Genomic DNA, 15,853 nt, shown 5'->3' with positions numbered 1-15,853 from the left:
TTAACGGCCCAAACGGACCGTTAATCATAGATATAGCTTACACCTAAACGGCTCACTCTTCAGAGCCAGGCCTAAATCGCTGCTACCTTGATCTTGTCGAGCAGGTTTCGGGTCTCCACTAAAGGCAAACCGACCACCGCTGAATAACTGCCATCGATAGACTCGACAAAACAACCGCCTAGTCCTTGAATACCGTATGCACCGGCCTTATCCATGGGTTCACCTGTGGCAATATAGGCCAAGATATCTTGTTCTGTTAGGCCGCAAAATTGCACTTTAGTTTCAACTAATCGCGACAGGGTTTGCTTACCATCAGTCACTGCCACCGCCGTCATCACGCTATGGCACTGGCCCGACAAGGCGCTAAGCATCTGCTTGGCATCAAGCTCATCCTTAGGCTTTCCTAAGATTTCACCGTCCAATACGACTATGGTATCTGAGCCGAGCACCACAGCATCTGGCTTTCCCCAAAGCGCCAAGCCTGCACTGGCCTTTTCAATTGCCAGGCGCACGACAAAATCTTCGGCAGTTTCTCCAGCCCTATGGCTCTCATCGATATCGGCGGCTAAGACCTCGAAACCAAACTCAGGATCGCCAAAGCCCACCTGAGCTAAGAGTTCACGACGGCGGGGGGAAGAAGAGGCTAATACCAGCTGCATCATTATCTCACTTTATAAATTCGACGAATACGCCGTAATATCCAAAACACCCAGGGCCAAATGACCAAGCTCGACAGGGCTGGTAGAAATAGACTAGCCTCGAAGCTAGCCACGTTCACCACAAACTGTATCCAGAACACCAACAGATGATGCAAACAGACTAAACTGGCGACCATTAATGCCTGTTGCCACATGGGGAAATTACGCATCCGCTGAAAGTGCAGCACGACCACATAGATCACCAGTGACATGGAAAGCGCTCTAATACCAAGGTGCGCCCCCAACAAAATATCCAACATCACCCCCAACAACCAGGCCGACAGTATGTTGTAGCGATGCGGCAGTGCCATCGCCCAGTAGATCATCACCAGCAGCAACCAGTCCGGGCGCCACGGCTCTACGATGCCAGGCAAAGGCATGATCTGAAATAACATGGCCAGTAGGAAACTCAGCCAGACTACCCAACGTCCGTGGGGAATATGCATGCTCATGGCGTCTCCTCGGTTTTCGGCTCGGCTTCGACAGGCTCGGCTTGCTCCTGCTGATTGGTTTCGGGCCAGATCAGCAAGAGATAGCGGATTCGATCCAATGCTGCCAATGGCTGCGCCGTCACTGTGGCGTAACTCTGACCGTCGTCGCGCTCCACCTTCATGATGCGCGCCACAGGATAGCCCTCAGGGAAACGCATGCCTAAACCGGACGATACGAGAAGGTCGCCCACTCTAAGGTCGGTACTCTTAGCCACATGACGTAGCTCGAGTTCATCAAGCTCACCGGTTCCCTGTGCCACCAGACGCACGTCGTTACGGGTCACCCGCACAGGGATGGCGTGGGTCACATCCGAGATCAGCAATACACGGCTGGTCAACTCACTGATTTCAACCACCTGGCCGACAACGCCGTGGGCATCGACCACAGGTTGGCCCACAAAGACACCGCTGCGGGCACCATGGTTTAACACCACATAGTGACGAAAAGGATCGCTGGCCACCTCCATCACCTCGGCGACCACCTTCTTGGAGTCCATGTGCACCGGAGAGCCCAGTAAGGCGCGCAGACGATCGTTTTCCTGTCTCAGGTGTTCGAAACGTTGCAGACGCTCGCTCATCAGGAGTTGTTGTCTAAGCAGTTGTTTATTTTGCTTGGCCAGCATGTTGCGCGTGGCGATGCTCTCGGCCGACCAATCGAGCACGGCGCCAGGAATATTCGCAACATATTGCAATGGGCTAAGCACAGAGGAGATAGATTGACGCACTGGTTCCAGCCTATCGTTGGCCACCAGTAAGATCACCGACAAAATAATTGCCAATGTGAGCCTGAATTGATTCGAAATACCGCGGGCAAAAATAGGTTTCATAAAACACTTAAGGCAGCGACACCCGGTGCCCGCTTTTTACCCAAACACCTTGCGGTATCTGGGCGGCGAACCATCTAAGTCGATGTCTCGCCCGGGGTCAAACCAAAGTCTTGCTGCCTATTTATTTGGGCCGAATTAGTTTTCGTCAGAGAAGAGGTCGCCACCATGCATGTCGATCATCTCTAGTGCCTTTCCGCCACCACGAGCCACACAAGTCAGCGGGTCGTCGGCAACCATCACTGGAATGCCGGTCTCTTGCATCAACAGACGGTCGAGGTCACGCAGCAATGCGCCACCACCGGTTAGCACCATGCCGCGCTCAGAGATATCAGACGCCAATTCTGGCGGAGACTGCTCCAGTGCTACCATGACGGCACTGACGATGCCAGATAATGGCTCTTGCAGTGCTTCTAAGATCTCGTTGCTGTTCAGGGTAAAGCTACGTGGTACCCCTTCGGCCAAGTTGCGGCCGCGCACTTCGATCTCCAGCACTTCATCACCAGGATAGGCAGTACCTATGGTGTGCTTGATGCGTTCAGCCGTGGCTTCACCGATCAGACTGCCGTAGTTACGACGCACATAGTTGATGATGGCATCGTCAAACTTGTCACCACCAATACGAACAGAAGAAGAGTAGACCACGCCATTTAGCGAGATGATGGCAACTTCAGTGGTACCACCACCGATATCGACCACCATAGAACCCGTTGCTTCCGATACAGGCAATCCAGCACCGATAGCGGCCGCCATAGGTTCTTCAATCAGATACACTTCGCGAGCACCGGCACCCATAGCCGATTCACGAATTGCACGGCGCTCAACCTGTGTCGCGCCCACTGGCACACACACTAAGACGCGTGGGCTTGGACGGAAAACGCTGTTGTTGTGCACCTGCTTGATGAAATGCTGTAGCATTTTCTCGGTCACATAGAAATCGGCGATCACGCCATCTTTCATAGGACGAATTGCCTGGATGTTACCCGGCGTACGACCCAACATCTGCTTAGCTTCAGTGCCCACGGCGGCAACCGATTTTTGCCCGCCGCTGCCCCGTTCGCCTCGAATTGCAACAACCGAAGGCTCATTTAGCACTATGCCCTCTTCGCGAACGTAAATTAAGGTGTTAGCCGTACCCAAATCGATCGATAGATCGTTAGAAAAAATGCCACGCAGCTTCTTGAACATGTAACCAGCCTGTCTCAGTGGAGTCGGAAAAATAAAAATCAGGTAACTTTATCAATGCCCCCTGCATTCCACAAGGATATTATGCTGATCCTTAGATAAATATCTGTTCATCATTGGGCCTTGTGTCAGCCTAAGTGAACACTCGCTCAGCAATTATTAGGCCGACTATTTCACTTCACGCCAAAAGATAATCTTATCGTGCCCACGATAGGTACCAAAATAAGCATTTGCTCTAGGATCAAACAGGGTATTCGCGGCGTCTCCCGGATAATTCCAATATCCCTTGAGCCATGGCGAAACATGCAGTTTAAGCGGCACCTCACCCGCCTGGTTTGGGATCGAAAAATAAAGATTAGCGACGCCGTTGACTAAAACGCCACTGCGCAGTGACAAAGCGGCGTTGCTATAGGCCTGCAGATCGGGAAAATCCGTGGGTAGTGTGCGGTACAGGCCGGTCGTTGCACTCTCGCCAGCATCTAAGGAGGTCTGGGTATTAAACACAGAGCAGCTGTCGTCGCCGTTTAATGTCCAGGTGGGCACACCAGCGGTCACGCTTGAAACATATTCGCTGCGTAGCGGCAGACGTAGACTCTCCGACTGAGGGCCATAGCCGTTTTCCAGCACCAGGCGTCCATAGCGAAGTTCAAAGGCCTTGCCGTCGGCAATATCGCTAAAGGTAAATCCGCGACAAGCAGCCGTGGCGCTGTCGCGATAACAGATACCATCTTCATCGCTGACATCCAGCACAGACAAAACCAGATCAAACTTGGCATCGAAAGGCGCCAGTGGCGTTTGGGTACGCTGATAACTGGGCTCGGCACCGATCAACTCGGCGATGTTGGGGGAGCTAAGGTAATTGACCTGACCCGAGAGTGCAGGCACCTGACTATCGGCTATCACCGCCAGCCCTGTGCTGTCTTGATAACTGCGCTCAGCCCACTGATTGCGCTCTACCTCATCTCTGTGCTTATAGCGCCACCAATCAGCTATCTGATAGTTGGTGGTCACCTTATCCTCGGCATTAAAACCGGCCACCTGAATACGCGGCTCCAGACCTGTGGTAAAACCAAAGGGCTGATCCAGATAGGTGAAGGCGCCGCAACTTGTTAGTGCCTCAGGGCTATTAGCCGTCACATCCAAATAAGCAGGTGTGAAGCGGCCAAACACCTCGCTGCTGGAGTGGCTGGCAGAAATGGTTACTCCCTCGTAACTGACATCCGCGCCAAGCGCCACCTGCATGGTACCTACCTCACTCCAGCTTTGATCATCGATGATCTGCGCCGAGGCACCAGGTGATAGCGAAAAAGCCAAACTATCACGGCCTAACACGCCATTGACCCCGGCATCAGGCTGCACTACCTGTGACACCACAGACAGGCCGCCATGTTCGAAATTTTGCAGCGCGCTGTTGTTAGTGAAGTCTTTGTCATCATCGCTCTGCCAACAGGCGGCGGTCACCTGCATGCTAAAGGGCTTACCCGCCGCGGCCAGTACCTTACAGCCTGCGTCATAGGGATCGCTGGCATCACAGCGCCCATTGGCACTGACATTGGCAAAATGAAATCCCGCGGGCGCCGAGGTAAAGCTGTCGCTGTGGGTGAGAATCAGGGTCTCTGTGCCGCCCGTAGGCTGCGAAACCGTGTGGCGATGTTCGGCGCTAAGCTTCACCACGCCCGCCTCGGGATAATTGGCCGACAGGCTCGCCACCCCTTCACTGTTGAAGTGCACCTGCATTGCCTGAGCGCCGCCACCATCAATCGCTACCGTATCCGCCGGGGTTAACAGGCTATTCAGGGTAAGCTGAGCTGGGTTGTTGACCACGGCCGGGCGCAGATAATCGAAGCCGAAGTTGACAGTCTTAGTCTGATTAGCAAACAGGGGCTTACATTGCTGCGTCTGGGTATCTTTGGTCACCGCGAATAGGTTAAAACTGCTACCCGTCTTACAGGCTGTGCTGTCGGGCACATCGAAATAGAACCCCGTGTCTTCAAAGTTAAGCAAACACTGAGAATTAGCCACCAAACTGCCGTCGATATAACAACGATAGGACGCGGAGGGCACCGTGGTGCCAAGCCCAAGAAGCACACTGCCGCCATCAGGGTGCGACACTTGGGTCTGAGTCGAACCGATAAAACCAACATCCGCATATTTCACACCATTCTTAGTCAGCTGGACGCTGGAAGAGATAGTTGCCTGAGTGGAGCAGTCATCGTTAACACAGGCACGCAGCAGGATATCTTTGGCCACGCAGCTCAGTGCATCAGAGGTAAATTCCAATCGGTAATGATCGACACTTACACCGCCCTTGTCGCACATGCCGTCGAAATCGGCATCATCCACCACATCGAGATCGACATCCGCACCGCCATTGCCGCCAAAGCTCAGACTCCCCCCGGATGCGATGGCGCCATCTATCCAGGCATTGCCGGTAAAGGTCACAGTGCCGGCAACATAGAGGATGCCGTTGATATAGTTCTGCCCGGCGACAGAGAGATCGCCCCTGACATAGATGATCAAGTTTTCGGTATTGCCAGATGCATTGATGCTGGCATTATTCATCGACAGGTTATCGAAGTAGAGGCGAGCCGTTTTCCCCGTGGTGCTCATATAGGATTTATTTTGAAAATCACCAGTAGCAAAGTCATAGTCCCCAGGTGAGAACTCCGAATTGGGCCAATTACATCCCCACTTGGTACAGGTGAGATTGCCTAGCCGAGGTCCAATATCTTCGGGAGGCACCAAACCAGGATTATGGTTGCCCGTTGGTGGGTCGGTAAAAATCTCGTCACACTGAGGTACAGCGAAAACGGCTGTGGAGAAGAGCAGATAGAGCAGGCCAGCGAGCAGGGATAGAAGCGTTCTATTCACGGGCTTCGACCTCCACCTTGCGATTGACACGCAGACAGGCATCGCCGTCGCAGTTGCCCACGGCGCAGGTCGCCTCACTGCCGATAAGATACTGGGTTACCATGTCGCTCCCCGCCCCGACAGAAGTCTGACTACAAGTTAACGCCACGCTGCAGCCATGAAAACCCACGACATCGGGCGGCGTCCAGCTCGATGACACACTAGCGCACCCCACCACGGCGCCGCTTAAGGGAAATAGTTGCGCAAGGGCGGCATCGGCGCCGCTATTGGCTGCGGCAAAGGCGCGGGTCGCCAGAACCTCCAGATTCACCCCCTCATCGGCATCACTGACGATATTGACGAGTGCCGCCGCCATTAAAAACATCACGGTAATGATGAAGATACCTATCACTAGGGCGCTGCCTTGCTGCCTGGCTCGATTAAGGAACATTGATCACCTGTACCTGATGTTGATATTGAAAGGTCTGGCCATTCACTTCAAAACGGGGCGACAACTGTACCACGGCATTATTAGTCAAGGTGCCCGGCGTGTAATGGATCGGCGCCTCACTGCTCAGATTGTTAACCACATGCTGGCCCATCAGGGCGCCCGTCCCCATCTGCACGGGTGTCGGCTGGCTGGTCTGAATCCCATAGCCGTCGTAGCGCCTGATATCACCGCTGCCTAAGAAGCAGTAACTCACGGCACCATTGACCATAAAGTAACGCCGCTGGGGCGAGGCCTCATCGAAACGTAGCGGATTATCAAACTCAAGTTGATTGCCGATCAACTGTTTAACATTGAAGATGCGCCCTTGAGTCGTCGAAGGCGTGTCTTGATAGATCTGCCCTGGCGATAGCGGATAGACCACTATCTTGTGGGCCAGGTTAATGCCCTGCGCTGGGAGCATCACACTGCCGCTGCGTGCTGCATTCTCTGGTGCAATTGGCAGGCTAATATAGCTGGCGCTCGCGGTAATGGGCATAAACTCTATGCATTGTGCATCGCTTGAGCTGGCCACCCGAATGCTGTTTGGCAAAGCATTACGCAGCTCCCGCGTCATCCGCTCAATCACAAATCGGCTCTGACTGAGCACCTGATCCACAGAGCTGGATTCAACGAAAATACGGGTTCCCAAGATAACGAAGCTACTCACCCCGACGACTAAGATACCGAGAATGATGATAACGGTTACCATCTCTACCAGAGTAAAGCCCCTATTACCTTGTCTGCTCATCTGCGGTGACTGGCGCATCAATAGTTACTCCGCAGGGCATGGTAGGTGATCACCTCACCACTTGGGGTGGTCACATTGATCGCCACCAGCTTGCTGCTCTTATCGCTATCGGAATAGCTGACGCTGACCGACAATTGGTAGTTGAGGTACTCCTGGGCATAGGTGCGATCCGAGTTGAGCATCTTGCTGGCCTGAGTCAGGCCATGATAGTCATCCACATCGCGATAGGCGTTACGTGCGAGGCCGCCCGGGCCAAAGTTGGCCTCGTCGGTACAGGGAAGTCCAGCAGGCAAACCTAGGTCTGGCCGCGCCGCCGCACCACAGGCAGGCACACCGCCATTGGGGTTAGCATTTTGATCATAACGCTTACCCCAAATCTCATTAAGCAGCGAGTGAGCCAGCTCGGCAGAGCGCACCCTGTGCAGCGTCTCGGCGGCGCGATCCGCTTGGGGAAACAACAAAGTCGTCAACATGGTCAGGGCGATCCCCAGCACTATCATACCCACGACCAGCTCAACCAAAGTAAAGCCTGAAGCGCGCCGAGATGCCTTTAATCTGCTAGCGTCCATGAATATACCCCTGACTCTCTATGATGAGATCTAAGGTGTCATCGGCGGCCACCTTTATATTGCAACCGGCCGTGCAGCTCCCCGCCACCCTACCATCGCGATCGAACTGCAGGGTAAAACTGTTCAGCCCACCTAAGCTTAAGCTGGTCTGACGGGGCAGTGACTGAGGCGTTCCTGTGACCAACAGGCTGCTGCAGTCGGCGCCGTAGGTGTCGGCCCGATAGGCCGCTTCTGTCACGCTCACCTTGTAGCAACGATCCAGATTATTAAGCGCCATCAGCTGCACCCTTCTCAACTCACTAATCAGTTCATCTCTCAGGGTATAGGCACTGTAACTCGAGGCGGTAAAGAAGCGCGGCAAGACCACCACAGATAAAATGGCAATCAAGATGATGGTTGTAACCAGCTCCACAAGGGTAAAACCTTGTTGTTTATTCATCGACACCCCAGCCGCAACACGCTGATAGCGTTAAACTTTCTAATAACCTACAGAGTATGGCAAATATTGCCATCTATTTCAGTAATTAGTCTCTTGGCCTAAGACAAAAAAGGCCTGCATTGCAGGCCTTTGGAAATGAGACAGGCTTAACAGCCAGTAACCACGGTATTGACAGTAATCGCTCCATAAGCGGTTAATCCGTTTACGTATTGCACATAACAGGTGCCAGGATTTTGCTGAGCTTTAGGACTAGCCTGACCCTGTGGATAGAAGTAAATGCTATTCGTAGCCGAATCTTCAACATATAACCATTCTGTACTGTTATCAGATTCCGATGCATTAATGTCTAAGGCATTTGCCAAGCTACCCGCCCAAACAGCCTTGGCATGACCATAATTCAATGCCACTGTTGTACCAGCAGCATCTACCGTTACAGTCGGAGCAGGAGTCGCTGTACTTGCTTGAGTTTCGTTACCGGCAATCAATGATTTAGATTGCACTAGGCTATCGGCGCCTTTTATAGCGGCTTCCAATCCAGAGACGGTTGATTTACGAGCATCACTTTGAAGATTAATAAACTTAGGTGCGGCTGTAACAGCCAAAATGCCTAAGATAATGATAACTACAACTAACTCGATTAGTGTAAAACCTTTTTGATTATTCATTTTCGCCATACCCTAATTAACAACCTGATTTTTCAACTTTATATTGTGGAAGCGCACCATTAGATGCGGACTCTTTGTACTCGACCCAACATTTAGACGTATCTGATGGTGCTTTATCACCTGGATGAATAATAATTGCGTCAGCTAAAGTCGTTGTAACTGAAGGTGTATCAACTATCGTCCATTCGGGCTGAGTAGAAGTCGTATCTATATCTAAGGCCAAAACCAAATCTGCAGATGCTTGCTTTAGATAACCATACACTGAATTGATTGTTATATCGTTACTCGCATCACTATCACCTTTATCATCTAAAATGACAGTTCCAGCCAACTTTGACTCCTGCCCTTGGATAGCTGCTTTGGAGTAAACTAAGGTATTCGCACCTTGTAATGATGCTTTCAAACCTTCCAATGTAGATGCACGCGCATCACTCTGTAAGTTAATAAACTTAGGCGCTGCGGTCACGGCCAGAATCCCTAAGATGATGATCACGACCACTAACTCGATCAGTGTAAAGCCTTTTTGCTTCTTCATTGCTTTTCCTTGTTATGCGCTCTTGCATTAAATGTTGTTAGCCTCACCCGGGGCAAAGCTCAAAATTAATTCGTAAAACTCAACACCTGGCCGGTACCTGGGTTATAAAGGATCCCTTTGGCATTGGCCGTATCGAGATCCGGCGCGGGTGTGGGCACACCTGTAGTGGTATTTAACACCAGGGAAGTCACCTGATGATAAACACAGAGGTCTAAGTTGGTCACCTGGGTACCATCGATCGCCACGCCATTGCCACCAGCACCATCTAATACCCGTGCGGTAAAGCGCTGATTACGGGCATCTTGATTGAACAACACATTACGCGGTGCGCCCTGCAAAATATTCTGGAAAACCTCCTGGCAGGCGGCGTCTGTCATACCTGTAGCGCTAACGATACCACTGCCTGAGGTTGACCCTGTAGGAAAACCAAAGCGGGTATCGAGAGAGATCTGGGTACCATCCAAGACCACGTTAGCATTGTTACGCCCATCGACTTCCCACTGCGAACGCACGAAGCTAACCGCCGTGGCCAAACCGCCCGCAACACCATCTACGCTAGCATCTTCGGCATCATCGGTCACATTCAAAAAACGTGGAATGGCCGTTGCCGCTAAAATCCCCAGAATCACTATCACAATCACTAGCTCGATCAGAGAGAAACCACTCTGATTGGCTGCCTTATTGCGGGCTCGCATGTTCATAAAAATCTCCCTTAGATAATCCTGATAATTCTAGCATTTACATCAAACTATAAAACCTTAGACATGATTAAATTCAACGATCCGTCAAAAAAATAACTTGCCCGGAGTGCAGCTGATAACTCAATCGATCACCATTATTAGCAATATAACTACAAACCTCTCCGGCTTCATCCGCCTGGGTAATAATTTTAGACAACTCGTTTCTTCCACCCAGGAGTTGCCACCAGAGTGTTTTACACCCGTCTTGAGTCACTTTGCTTAAGGTTGGCCAACCTTGGTCGCTCATCTTAATCAATGGCTGTTGGCCGTCTCCCAGATCGATAGCCGTCGACCAATCGAGACGCATCTCTTTGGGGCGTCCCTGCACCAACCACTGAGAACGTACCATAGCCAACACATTCAACAAGCGATTATGCTCAAACCTAAGCCCCTGAGATGACACCTGATCCACCTTAGCGAAATAGCCATAACCCAGCCCGCCTAAGATCAACAAGAGCACCAAGATTGCCACTACCTTGCCATAGGCCTGCATTAGCTCTCCATCGACTCGCTGTTGATTTTTCATCAGCAATTCTCGGCAAATAAGAGGCTTAAGGCCATCATGGCTAACCACCTTTCACAACGTTGAGCATGTCCCACATAGGCAGGTAAATACCCAGCGCCAGGATCAAGACAATCACCGCCACGATACCGATCAAAATCGGTTCGAGCTTGGCGGTCAGGTTCTTGAGGTCATAATCGACCTCACCCTCGTAAAAATCAGCAGCATCGTTAAGCAGTTGATCTATCTGGCCCGTCTCTTCACCAACTGCCACCATCTGCAGCACCAACGGGGTGAACAGCTGACTCTGGTTCGACACCCTCAGCATAGACTCGCCGGACTCTATCCCCCGACGCATAGCCACAATGCGATCATGCATATAGGCGTTATCCACGGCATCGGCCACCAAGCTCAATGCCTGGGTCATGGGCACGCCCGCACTCAGCATCATGGAGAAGCTGCGGCAATATCGCGACAGGGTCGAGCGCTCTATGATGCTGCCCACCGCCGGGATCTTAAGCTTCCATCTGTCCCACTGCTTCTCGCCCTTCTCTGTGTTATGCCAGTAACGGATCCCCACGAAGCCCGCCACCAGCATCGCAAGCAGCAGGTACCAGTAGTTGACGAAGAAGTTAGAGGTACCGATCAACAGCTTGGTGGCCCAGGGCAGATCGGCACCGAAGCGGGCAAACAGGTCGGCAAACTTAGGAATAACCATGATATTGAGCACCACCATGGCCAGCGCCACAGCGATCAGTACAAAAATGGGGTAACGCATCGCGGCCTTGATGCGCCGACGGGTCTCCTGCTCACGCTCGATATAACCCGACAGCTGAATAAAGGCATCTTCCAACTTACCCGTGTTTTCACCTACGTGGATCATGGAGACAAACAAGGCATCAAACACATCGGGATGATGGTTCATCGCCGACGACAGCGGCCGCCCCGAGATAAGCTGATCTGAAATATCATTCAGGGCCTCCTTCATCCTCTTAGAATGAGAGCTTTCCGACAAGCCAGCGATAGCGCGCAGAATGGGAATGCCAGAGCGGGTCAGCGAATACATCTGCCGGGTAAAAATTTGCAGCTCATCCAGGCCCACCTTGCTCTTGAACAGGCTAGCTAACTGAAATTCCCGCGCGGCCTTAGCCTCCACCAGTTCCAGAGGGATCACGGCGCGAGAAAGCAGCTGATCGGCTGCGGCGCTCTGGTTAGTCGCATCGACACGCCCCGTCACCGCCTTGCCCTGCGCATCACGACCCTTGTACTGATATACAGGCATAGTTAGCCCTCAATCTCATGTTGGTGGATCATCTCCTGGGAGAGCGGGATCTGGGCATCGCTGGCATCTTCAATAAGCTTGGCCACCTCTTCGATAGTTGTCATTCCCTCGGCCAAATATTGCAACGCCGACTCGGCCAGCGGCGTAAAGTTAGGACTCTGATAAGCCGCCTTGGCAAACGCCTGCGGATTGCCGCTACGCATCGCTTCAATCATCGACTCATCCAGCTCCAGGATCTCAAACACCCCGATACGGCCGCGATAGCCGCTACCGTTACAGCTCTGACAACCCGTGCCTATACTGAATTTCGCCTGGCTAAAATCACGCTCGCTGATGCTGCCCAGCCAAGCCTGATCGGCAGGGCTCAGTTGATGGGGCTGAGCACAGTTGTGACACACGCGGCGCACCAGACGCTGAGCGATGATCACTCTTAGGGCACTGGCCACCAGGTAACTGGCAGCGCCCATATCTAAGAGACGCAAGGCACTGGTGACCGCATCGTTGGTATGCAGGGTCGATAGCACAAAGTGGCCCGTAAGTGCACCTCTAAGGCCGATCTCGACCGTTTCCTGGTCACGCATCTCACCGACCATGATGATGTCCGGGTCCTGACGCAAGGTGGTGCGCAGCACATTGGAAAAATCCAAGCCTATCTTATGGTTAACTTGTACCTGGTTGATACGCGGCAGTTGATATTCCACCGGGTCTTCCACCGTGATGATCTTACGATCGGCGGTGTTCAGTTCGCTCAGCACGCCATAAAGCGTCGTGGTCTTACCGCTACCCGTAGGGCCGGTGACCAGAAGCATGCCGTGAGGGCGTTTGATCTGTTTGCGCACCCGCGCCAGCATCTCGGCTGGCATGCCGGTTTCATCTAAGGTCAACAAGCCCGCGGATTGATCTAACAGGCGCATCACCACTGACTCTCCGTGATAGATAGGCATAGTCGACATACGCACATCTATCTTGTGGCCCTTGATCTCCATGTGAAAACGACCATCCTGGGGCAGTCGCTTCTCGGAGATATCCAGCCCCGCCATCAACTTAAGACGCAATACCAGCGCCGAGGCGATATTCACCTCCTGCAGAGTGTTCTCCTGAAGCTGACCATCGATACGCTGACGGATCCGCAGCACCTTGTCACCCGGCTCAATATGAATATCCGAGGCGCGCATCTGCACCGCATCTTCAAAGATCGACTGCAGCAGCTTAACCACTGTGGTTTCGTTATCGCTGTCGGCATCGGTCAGGCTAGCCAGATCGAACTGATCGTCGGCGGCATATTCCTCTTCAAGCCTTCCGGCGATCTGCGCGATCTCACCGGTGCGGCGATAAAGATTATCGAAGGCCTCCAGCAGCTGAGTCTCGGTGACCACCGCAATCTTGATCGCCTTAGGCGCCAGCAAGACCTCGATATTATCCATCGCCTGTAGATCGGCCGGATCACTCATAGCCACCAGCACATGGTCGCCATTATCTTCGACCGCCAGCGCGCGATAGCGACGGGCCTGCACCTCGGGCAGAAGATTCACCACCTGCGGCGGTATCGCCCGGCGGCTGATATCCAAGAAGGGAATATTAAGCTGCTGCGACAAAAACTTAAGCAACTGCTCTTCAGTGATGCACGAGAGATCAATAAGGGTTCGCCCAAGCTTTTTGCCTGTGTTTCGCTGCTCGGCCAGAGCCTGACCCAGCTGCGCTTCGCTGATGATCGCTTCCTGTACCAATAAGTCGCCGAGGCGCATCTTTAACTTGGGTTTCACTCAATATCTCCTAACTGGGTCAGTCGCTGCTGAACGAAGGCGCTCGCCTGCTCTGACAAGCCGGGTAAGGCCAGCGCCTGACCATAAGCCTGCTTGGCACTGGCATACTTTTGCTGGGAATCTAAGGCGTAGGCCTGCCCCATCCACCACTTGGCCTGACGAGGCTCGACGCTTACCAAGTGTCGATAACTCTCTTCAGCCAAGGCATATACTCCACTCTTCTGGGCCAGATGACTCTGCATTACCCACTTCTGTTTGGCGAGCAAGTGCTGGTCGGGGATTTTTCCAAGCGCTGCGAGTGCCCCGGCATCATCGCCCTTGTCTGCCAACACTCGGGCCAGCAGGAGCGCATAATCAAACTCTTGTGGATAAAGAGCAAGCCCCTGCGCCAGCACAGATTCAGCCTGGTCGAAACGCCCCTGACCATAGTAGAGCGCCGCCAGATGTTGCCGCGCCTCATGCAGCGCGGGATTAAGACGCAGCACCTCGGTAAAATCACCTGCGGCCTGAGACAAGTTTCCACCCTCTTGGGCCAGCTTGGCCTGACTAAGGCGTTTCTCGGCCATTGCCTCTGGCGACAGCTGCACCTCGGTCACCGCCATGGTGCCAGCGGGTTTGACGGTGTTGGGCTCAGCCTCATGCTTAGGGCCGGCCTTGATGCTTTCGCCTCTATTGTCAGACCGAGTATCTAAGGATGCCTTTGCTGGCAGCAGAGGCTCTTCACCTAGAGCCGCATTTACTATTGATGTTGAGGGCTGTTCATGAGCTGAAGACTCTTCCTTAGCTAAGGGCTCTTTATTAGCTGAGGGCTCTTCCTGAGCTGAAGGCTCTTTATTAGCTGAAGGCTCTTCCTTAGCTGAGGGCTCAACTCCACTTGATGCTAGAGCCTCTTCCCCCACCACAGGATTGTTATTACCGGCGGCGATCTCCTGGGTCAGCGCTTGATTGTCCTGCTGCAGTGCCAGATTGGTTCGCTCTAACGCGCCAAATCGTGCCCAGGCAAAATAACCCAAAACCAGTAACGAGAGTGATAGCAGCAAGAGCAGCAACCAGGGCAGACGCGACTGCGGCGCCTGACGATATTGCAGTGGCGGTACAGGCAGCTCATCCAGGCCATGGGACTGCTGGCGCTTATCCAGATCTTTAAGCATGGTATTGATGACGCTCATGCCAGCCCCCTAGTCAACCAAAACCAGAGCGCACCACCACACAGCGACAGCGCTCCTGCGGTGCCCAACCACCAGCTGGCTAAACTGCTTTTTGCGGCATCCTGGGTATCGGCAATCGCCGCCTTCACATGACTAGTTGTCACCTGCTGCGCCCCTTCGCCATAGGTCAGCAGCAGAGATTTATGGGACAAGATATTGATGAGTCTTGGAATTCCTCTGGCGGCGCGGGCAATAAGCCGACTCTCTCGATGACCAAATAGATCCGGGCCGCGATAGCCGGCCACCTGAAGTCTATGGGCCTGATAGGCGCGAGTCTCATCGCTGGTCATCGGCCTGAGGTTATAGCTAAAGGTGATTCGCTGCCTAAGCTGGCGGAAATTAGCCTGCTGCAGACGATTATCCAACTCTGGCTGACCAAATAGCACAACCTGCAACAGCTTGCGGCTCTCGGTTTCCAAATTAGTGAACAACCTCAGCGCCTCCAGACTCTCATCTGGCAAGGCCTGGGCCTCATCGAGCACTAAGACGATTGAATGACCATGGGCGCTCAGCGCGATCAGTTGCTGCTGGATCAGAGTGGTTAATCGCTGCTGATCAAGCTCGGCGTTATATTTCAGTCCAAGCTCCAGCGCCACGGCCCAGCGTAGCTCGCTGGGACTCAAATAGGGATTGGGCAGATAGGCACAATGAAAACGCTCGGGAATATCGTTAAGTAACTTTCTGCAGATCAGTGTTTTACCTGTACCCACCTCGCCGGTCACCTTGATAAAACCTTCACCCGTCTGCAGGGCCGTTTGCAGCACTTGCAGCGCCTCGACATGGGGCGCCAAACCGAAAAAGAATCCGGTATTGGGCGTCAACGAAAACGGCGCCTCAACGAGGTTAAAGTGCTGCAGATACACA

General features: G+C 53.0%; 17 protein-coding genes. All 17 read right to left on the bottom strand.

Annotated elements, in window-relative coordinates; genetic code table 11:
* Positions 1-71 precede the first annotated feature (71 nt).
* A complete protein-coding gene (locus L2712_RS14280; RefSeq protein WP_283104869.1) occupies positions 72-659 on the bottom strand; it encodes a Maf family protein in 588 nt (195 codons plus the stop codon).
* A gap of 2 nt (positions 660-661) precedes the next feature.
* The gene (gene mreD, locus L2712_RS14275; protein WP_033539056.1) at positions 662-1,150 is read right to left on the bottom strand and encodes a rod shape-determining protein MreD; all 489 of its coding nucleotides are present in this window, start codon (positions 1,148-1,150) and stop codon (positions 662-664) included.
* Entirely contained in the window at positions 1,147-2,016 is an 870-nt protein-coding gene (gene mreC / locus L2712_RS14270) for a rod shape-determining protein MreC (protein WP_248978164.1), read from the bottom strand. The genes mreD and mreC overlap by 4 nt, the downstream gene beginning before the upstream one ends.
* 135 nt (positions 2,017-2,151) lie before the next feature.
* Positions 2,152-3,201, bottom strand: coding sequence for a rod shape-determining protein (locus L2712_RS14265; protein WP_011864209.1), 1,050 nt, complete (start codon positions 3,199-3,201; stop codon positions 2,152-2,154).
* A gap of 165 nt (positions 3,202-3,366) precedes the next feature.
* Entirely contained in the window at positions 3,367-6,069 is a 2,703-nt protein-coding gene (locus L2712_RS14260; RefSeq protein WP_248978163.1) for a DUF6701 domain-containing protein, read from the bottom strand.
* Positions 6,062-6,499: an MSHA biogenesis protein MshP gene (locus tag L2712_RS14255; protein ID WP_248978162.1), complete on the bottom strand. Its 438-nt coding sequence runs from the start codon at positions 6,497-6,499 to the stop codon at positions 6,062-6,064. The genes L2712_RS14260 and L2712_RS14255 overlap by 8 nt, the downstream gene beginning before the upstream one ends.
* Entirely contained in the window at positions 6,489-7,304 is an 816-nt protein-coding gene (locus L2712_RS14250; RefSeq protein WP_248978161.1) for a PilW family protein, read from the bottom strand. The genes L2712_RS14255 and L2712_RS14250 overlap by 11 nt, the downstream gene beginning before the upstream one ends.
* A complete protein-coding gene (locus tag L2712_RS14245) occupies positions 7,304-7,855 on the bottom strand; it encodes a type IV pilus modification PilV family protein (RefSeq protein ID WP_248978160.1) in 552 nt (183 codons plus the stop codon). Before L2712_RS14245 ends, L2712_RS14250 begins: the two co-directional genes overlap by 1 nt.
* Entirely contained in the window at positions 7,845-8,294 is a 450-nt protein-coding gene (locus tag L2712_RS14240; protein ID WP_248978159.1) for a type II secretion system protein, read from the bottom strand. Before L2712_RS14240 ends, L2712_RS14245 begins: the two co-directional genes overlap by 11 nt.
* A 146-nt stretch (positions 8,295-8,440) precedes the next feature.
* A complete protein-coding gene (locus L2712_RS14235) occupies positions 8,441-8,959 on the bottom strand; it encodes a type II secretion system protein (RefSeq protein ID WP_033539063.1) in 519 nt (172 codons plus the stop codon).
* 16 nt (positions 8,960-8,975) lie between these two features.
* The gene (locus L2712_RS14230; RefSeq protein WP_248978158.1) at positions 8,976-9,494 is read right to left on the bottom strand and encodes a type II secretion system protein; all 519 of its coding nucleotides are present in this window, start codon (positions 9,492-9,494) and stop codon (positions 8,976-8,978) included.
* A gap of 65 nt (positions 9,495-9,559) precedes the next feature.
* Positions 9,560-10,195, bottom strand: a complete 636-nt coding sequence (locus L2712_RS14225; RefSeq protein ID WP_198387108.1) for a type II secretion system protein — start codon at positions 10,193-10,195, stop codon at positions 9,560-9,562.
* Positions 10,196-10,268: 73 nt separating this feature from the next.
* Complete coding sequence (locus tag L2712_RS14220) at positions 10,269-10,760, bottom strand: hypothetical protein (RefSeq protein ID WP_248978157.1); 492 nt, start codon at positions 10,758-10,760, stop codon at positions 10,269-10,271.
* Positions 10,761-10,800: 40 nt separating this feature from the next.
* The gene (locus L2712_RS14215; RefSeq protein WP_248978156.1) at positions 10,801-12,018 is read right to left on the bottom strand and encodes a type II secretion system F family protein; all 1,218 of its coding nucleotides are present in this window, start codon (positions 12,016-12,018) and stop codon (positions 10,801-10,803) included.
* A gap of 2 nt (positions 12,019-12,020) precedes the next feature.
* A complete protein-coding gene (locus L2712_RS14210) occupies positions 12,021-13,781 on the bottom strand; it encodes a GspE/PulE family protein (protein ID WP_248978155.1) in 1,761 nt (586 codons plus the stop codon).
* Positions 13,778-14,950 (bottom strand): tetratricopeptide repeat protein, encoded by a 1,173-nt coding sequence (locus L2712_RS14205; RefSeq protein ID WP_248978154.1) that lies wholly within the window; start codon positions 14,948-14,950, stop codon positions 13,778-13,780. The genes L2712_RS14210 and L2712_RS14205 overlap by 4 nt, the downstream gene beginning before the upstream one ends.
* The gene (locus tag L2712_RS14200; protein ID WP_248978153.1) at positions 14,947-15,852 is read right to left on the bottom strand and encodes an ExeA family protein; all 906 of its coding nucleotides are present in this window, start codon (positions 15,850-15,852) and stop codon (positions 14,947-14,949) included. Before L2712_RS14200 ends, L2712_RS14205 begins: the two co-directional genes overlap by 4 nt.
* Between the last annotated feature and the right edge of the window lies 1 nt (position 15,853).

It is taken from the genome of Shewanella marisflavi (assembly GCF_023283925.1).
Lineage (GTDB): Bacteria > Pseudomonadota > Gammaproteobacteria > Enterobacterales > Shewanellaceae > Shewanella > Shewanella marisflavi.
This window is presented reverse-complemented; position numbering and strand designations above follow the sequence as displayed.

Excerpts from the sequence above, each read along its gene's own strand:
- L2712_RS14235 (WP_033539063.1), bottom strand. The coding sequence starts at position 8,959 with ATGAATAATCAAAAAGGTTTTACACTAATCGAGTTAGTTGTAGTTATC.
- L2712_RS14250 (WP_248978161.1), bottom strand. The coding sequence starts at position 7,304 with ATGCGCCAGTCACCGCAGATGAGCAGACAAGGTAATAGGGGCTTTACT.
- L2712_RS14255 (WP_248978162.1), bottom strand. The coding sequence starts at position 6,499 with ATGTTCCTTAATCGAGCCAGGCAGCAAGGCAGCGCCCTAGTGATAGGT.
- L2712_RS14240 (WP_248978159.1), bottom strand. The coding sequence starts at position 8,294 with ATGAATAAACAACAAGGTTTTACCCTTGTGGAGCTGGTTACAACCATC.
- mreC (WP_248978164.1), bottom strand. The coding sequence starts at position 2,016 with ATGAAACCTATTTTTGCCCGCGGTATTTCGAATCAATTCAGGCTCACA.
- L2712_RS14280 (WP_283104869.1), bottom strand. The coding sequence starts at position 659 with ATGCAGCTGGTATTAGCCTCTTCTTCCCCCCGCCGTCGTGAACTCTTA.
- mreD (WP_033539056.1), bottom strand. The coding sequence starts at position 1,150 with ATGAGCATGCATATTCCCCACGGACGTTGGGTAGTCTGGCTGAGTTTC.
- L2712_RS14230 (WP_248978158.1), bottom strand. The coding sequence starts at position 9,494 with ATGAAGAAGCAAAAAGGCTTTACACTGATCGAGTTAGTGGTCGTGATC.
- L2712_RS14205 (WP_248978154.1), bottom strand. The coding sequence starts at position 14,950 with ATGAGCGTCATCAATACCATGCTTAAAGATCTGGATAAGCGCCAGCAG.
- L2712_RS14220 (WP_248978157.1), bottom strand. The coding sequence starts at position 10,760 with ATGAAAAATCAACAGCGAGTCGATGGAGAGCTAATGCAGGCCTATGGC.
- L2712_RS14265 (WP_011864209.1), bottom strand. The coding sequence starts at position 3,201 with ATGTTCAAGAAGCTGCGTGGCATTTTTTCTAACGATCTATCGATCGAT.
- L2712_RS14225 (WP_198387108.1), bottom strand. The coding sequence starts at position 10,195 with ATGAACATGCGAGCCCGCAATAAGGCAGCCAATCAGAGTGGTTTCTCT.
- L2712_RS14215 (WP_248978156.1), bottom strand. The coding sequence starts at position 12,018 with ATGCCTGTATATCAGTACAAGGGTCGTGATGCGCAGGGCAAGGCGGTG.
- L2712_RS14245 (WP_248978160.1), bottom strand. The coding sequence starts at position 7,855 with ATGGACGCTAGCAGATTAAAGGCATCTCGGCGCGCTTCAGGCTTTACT.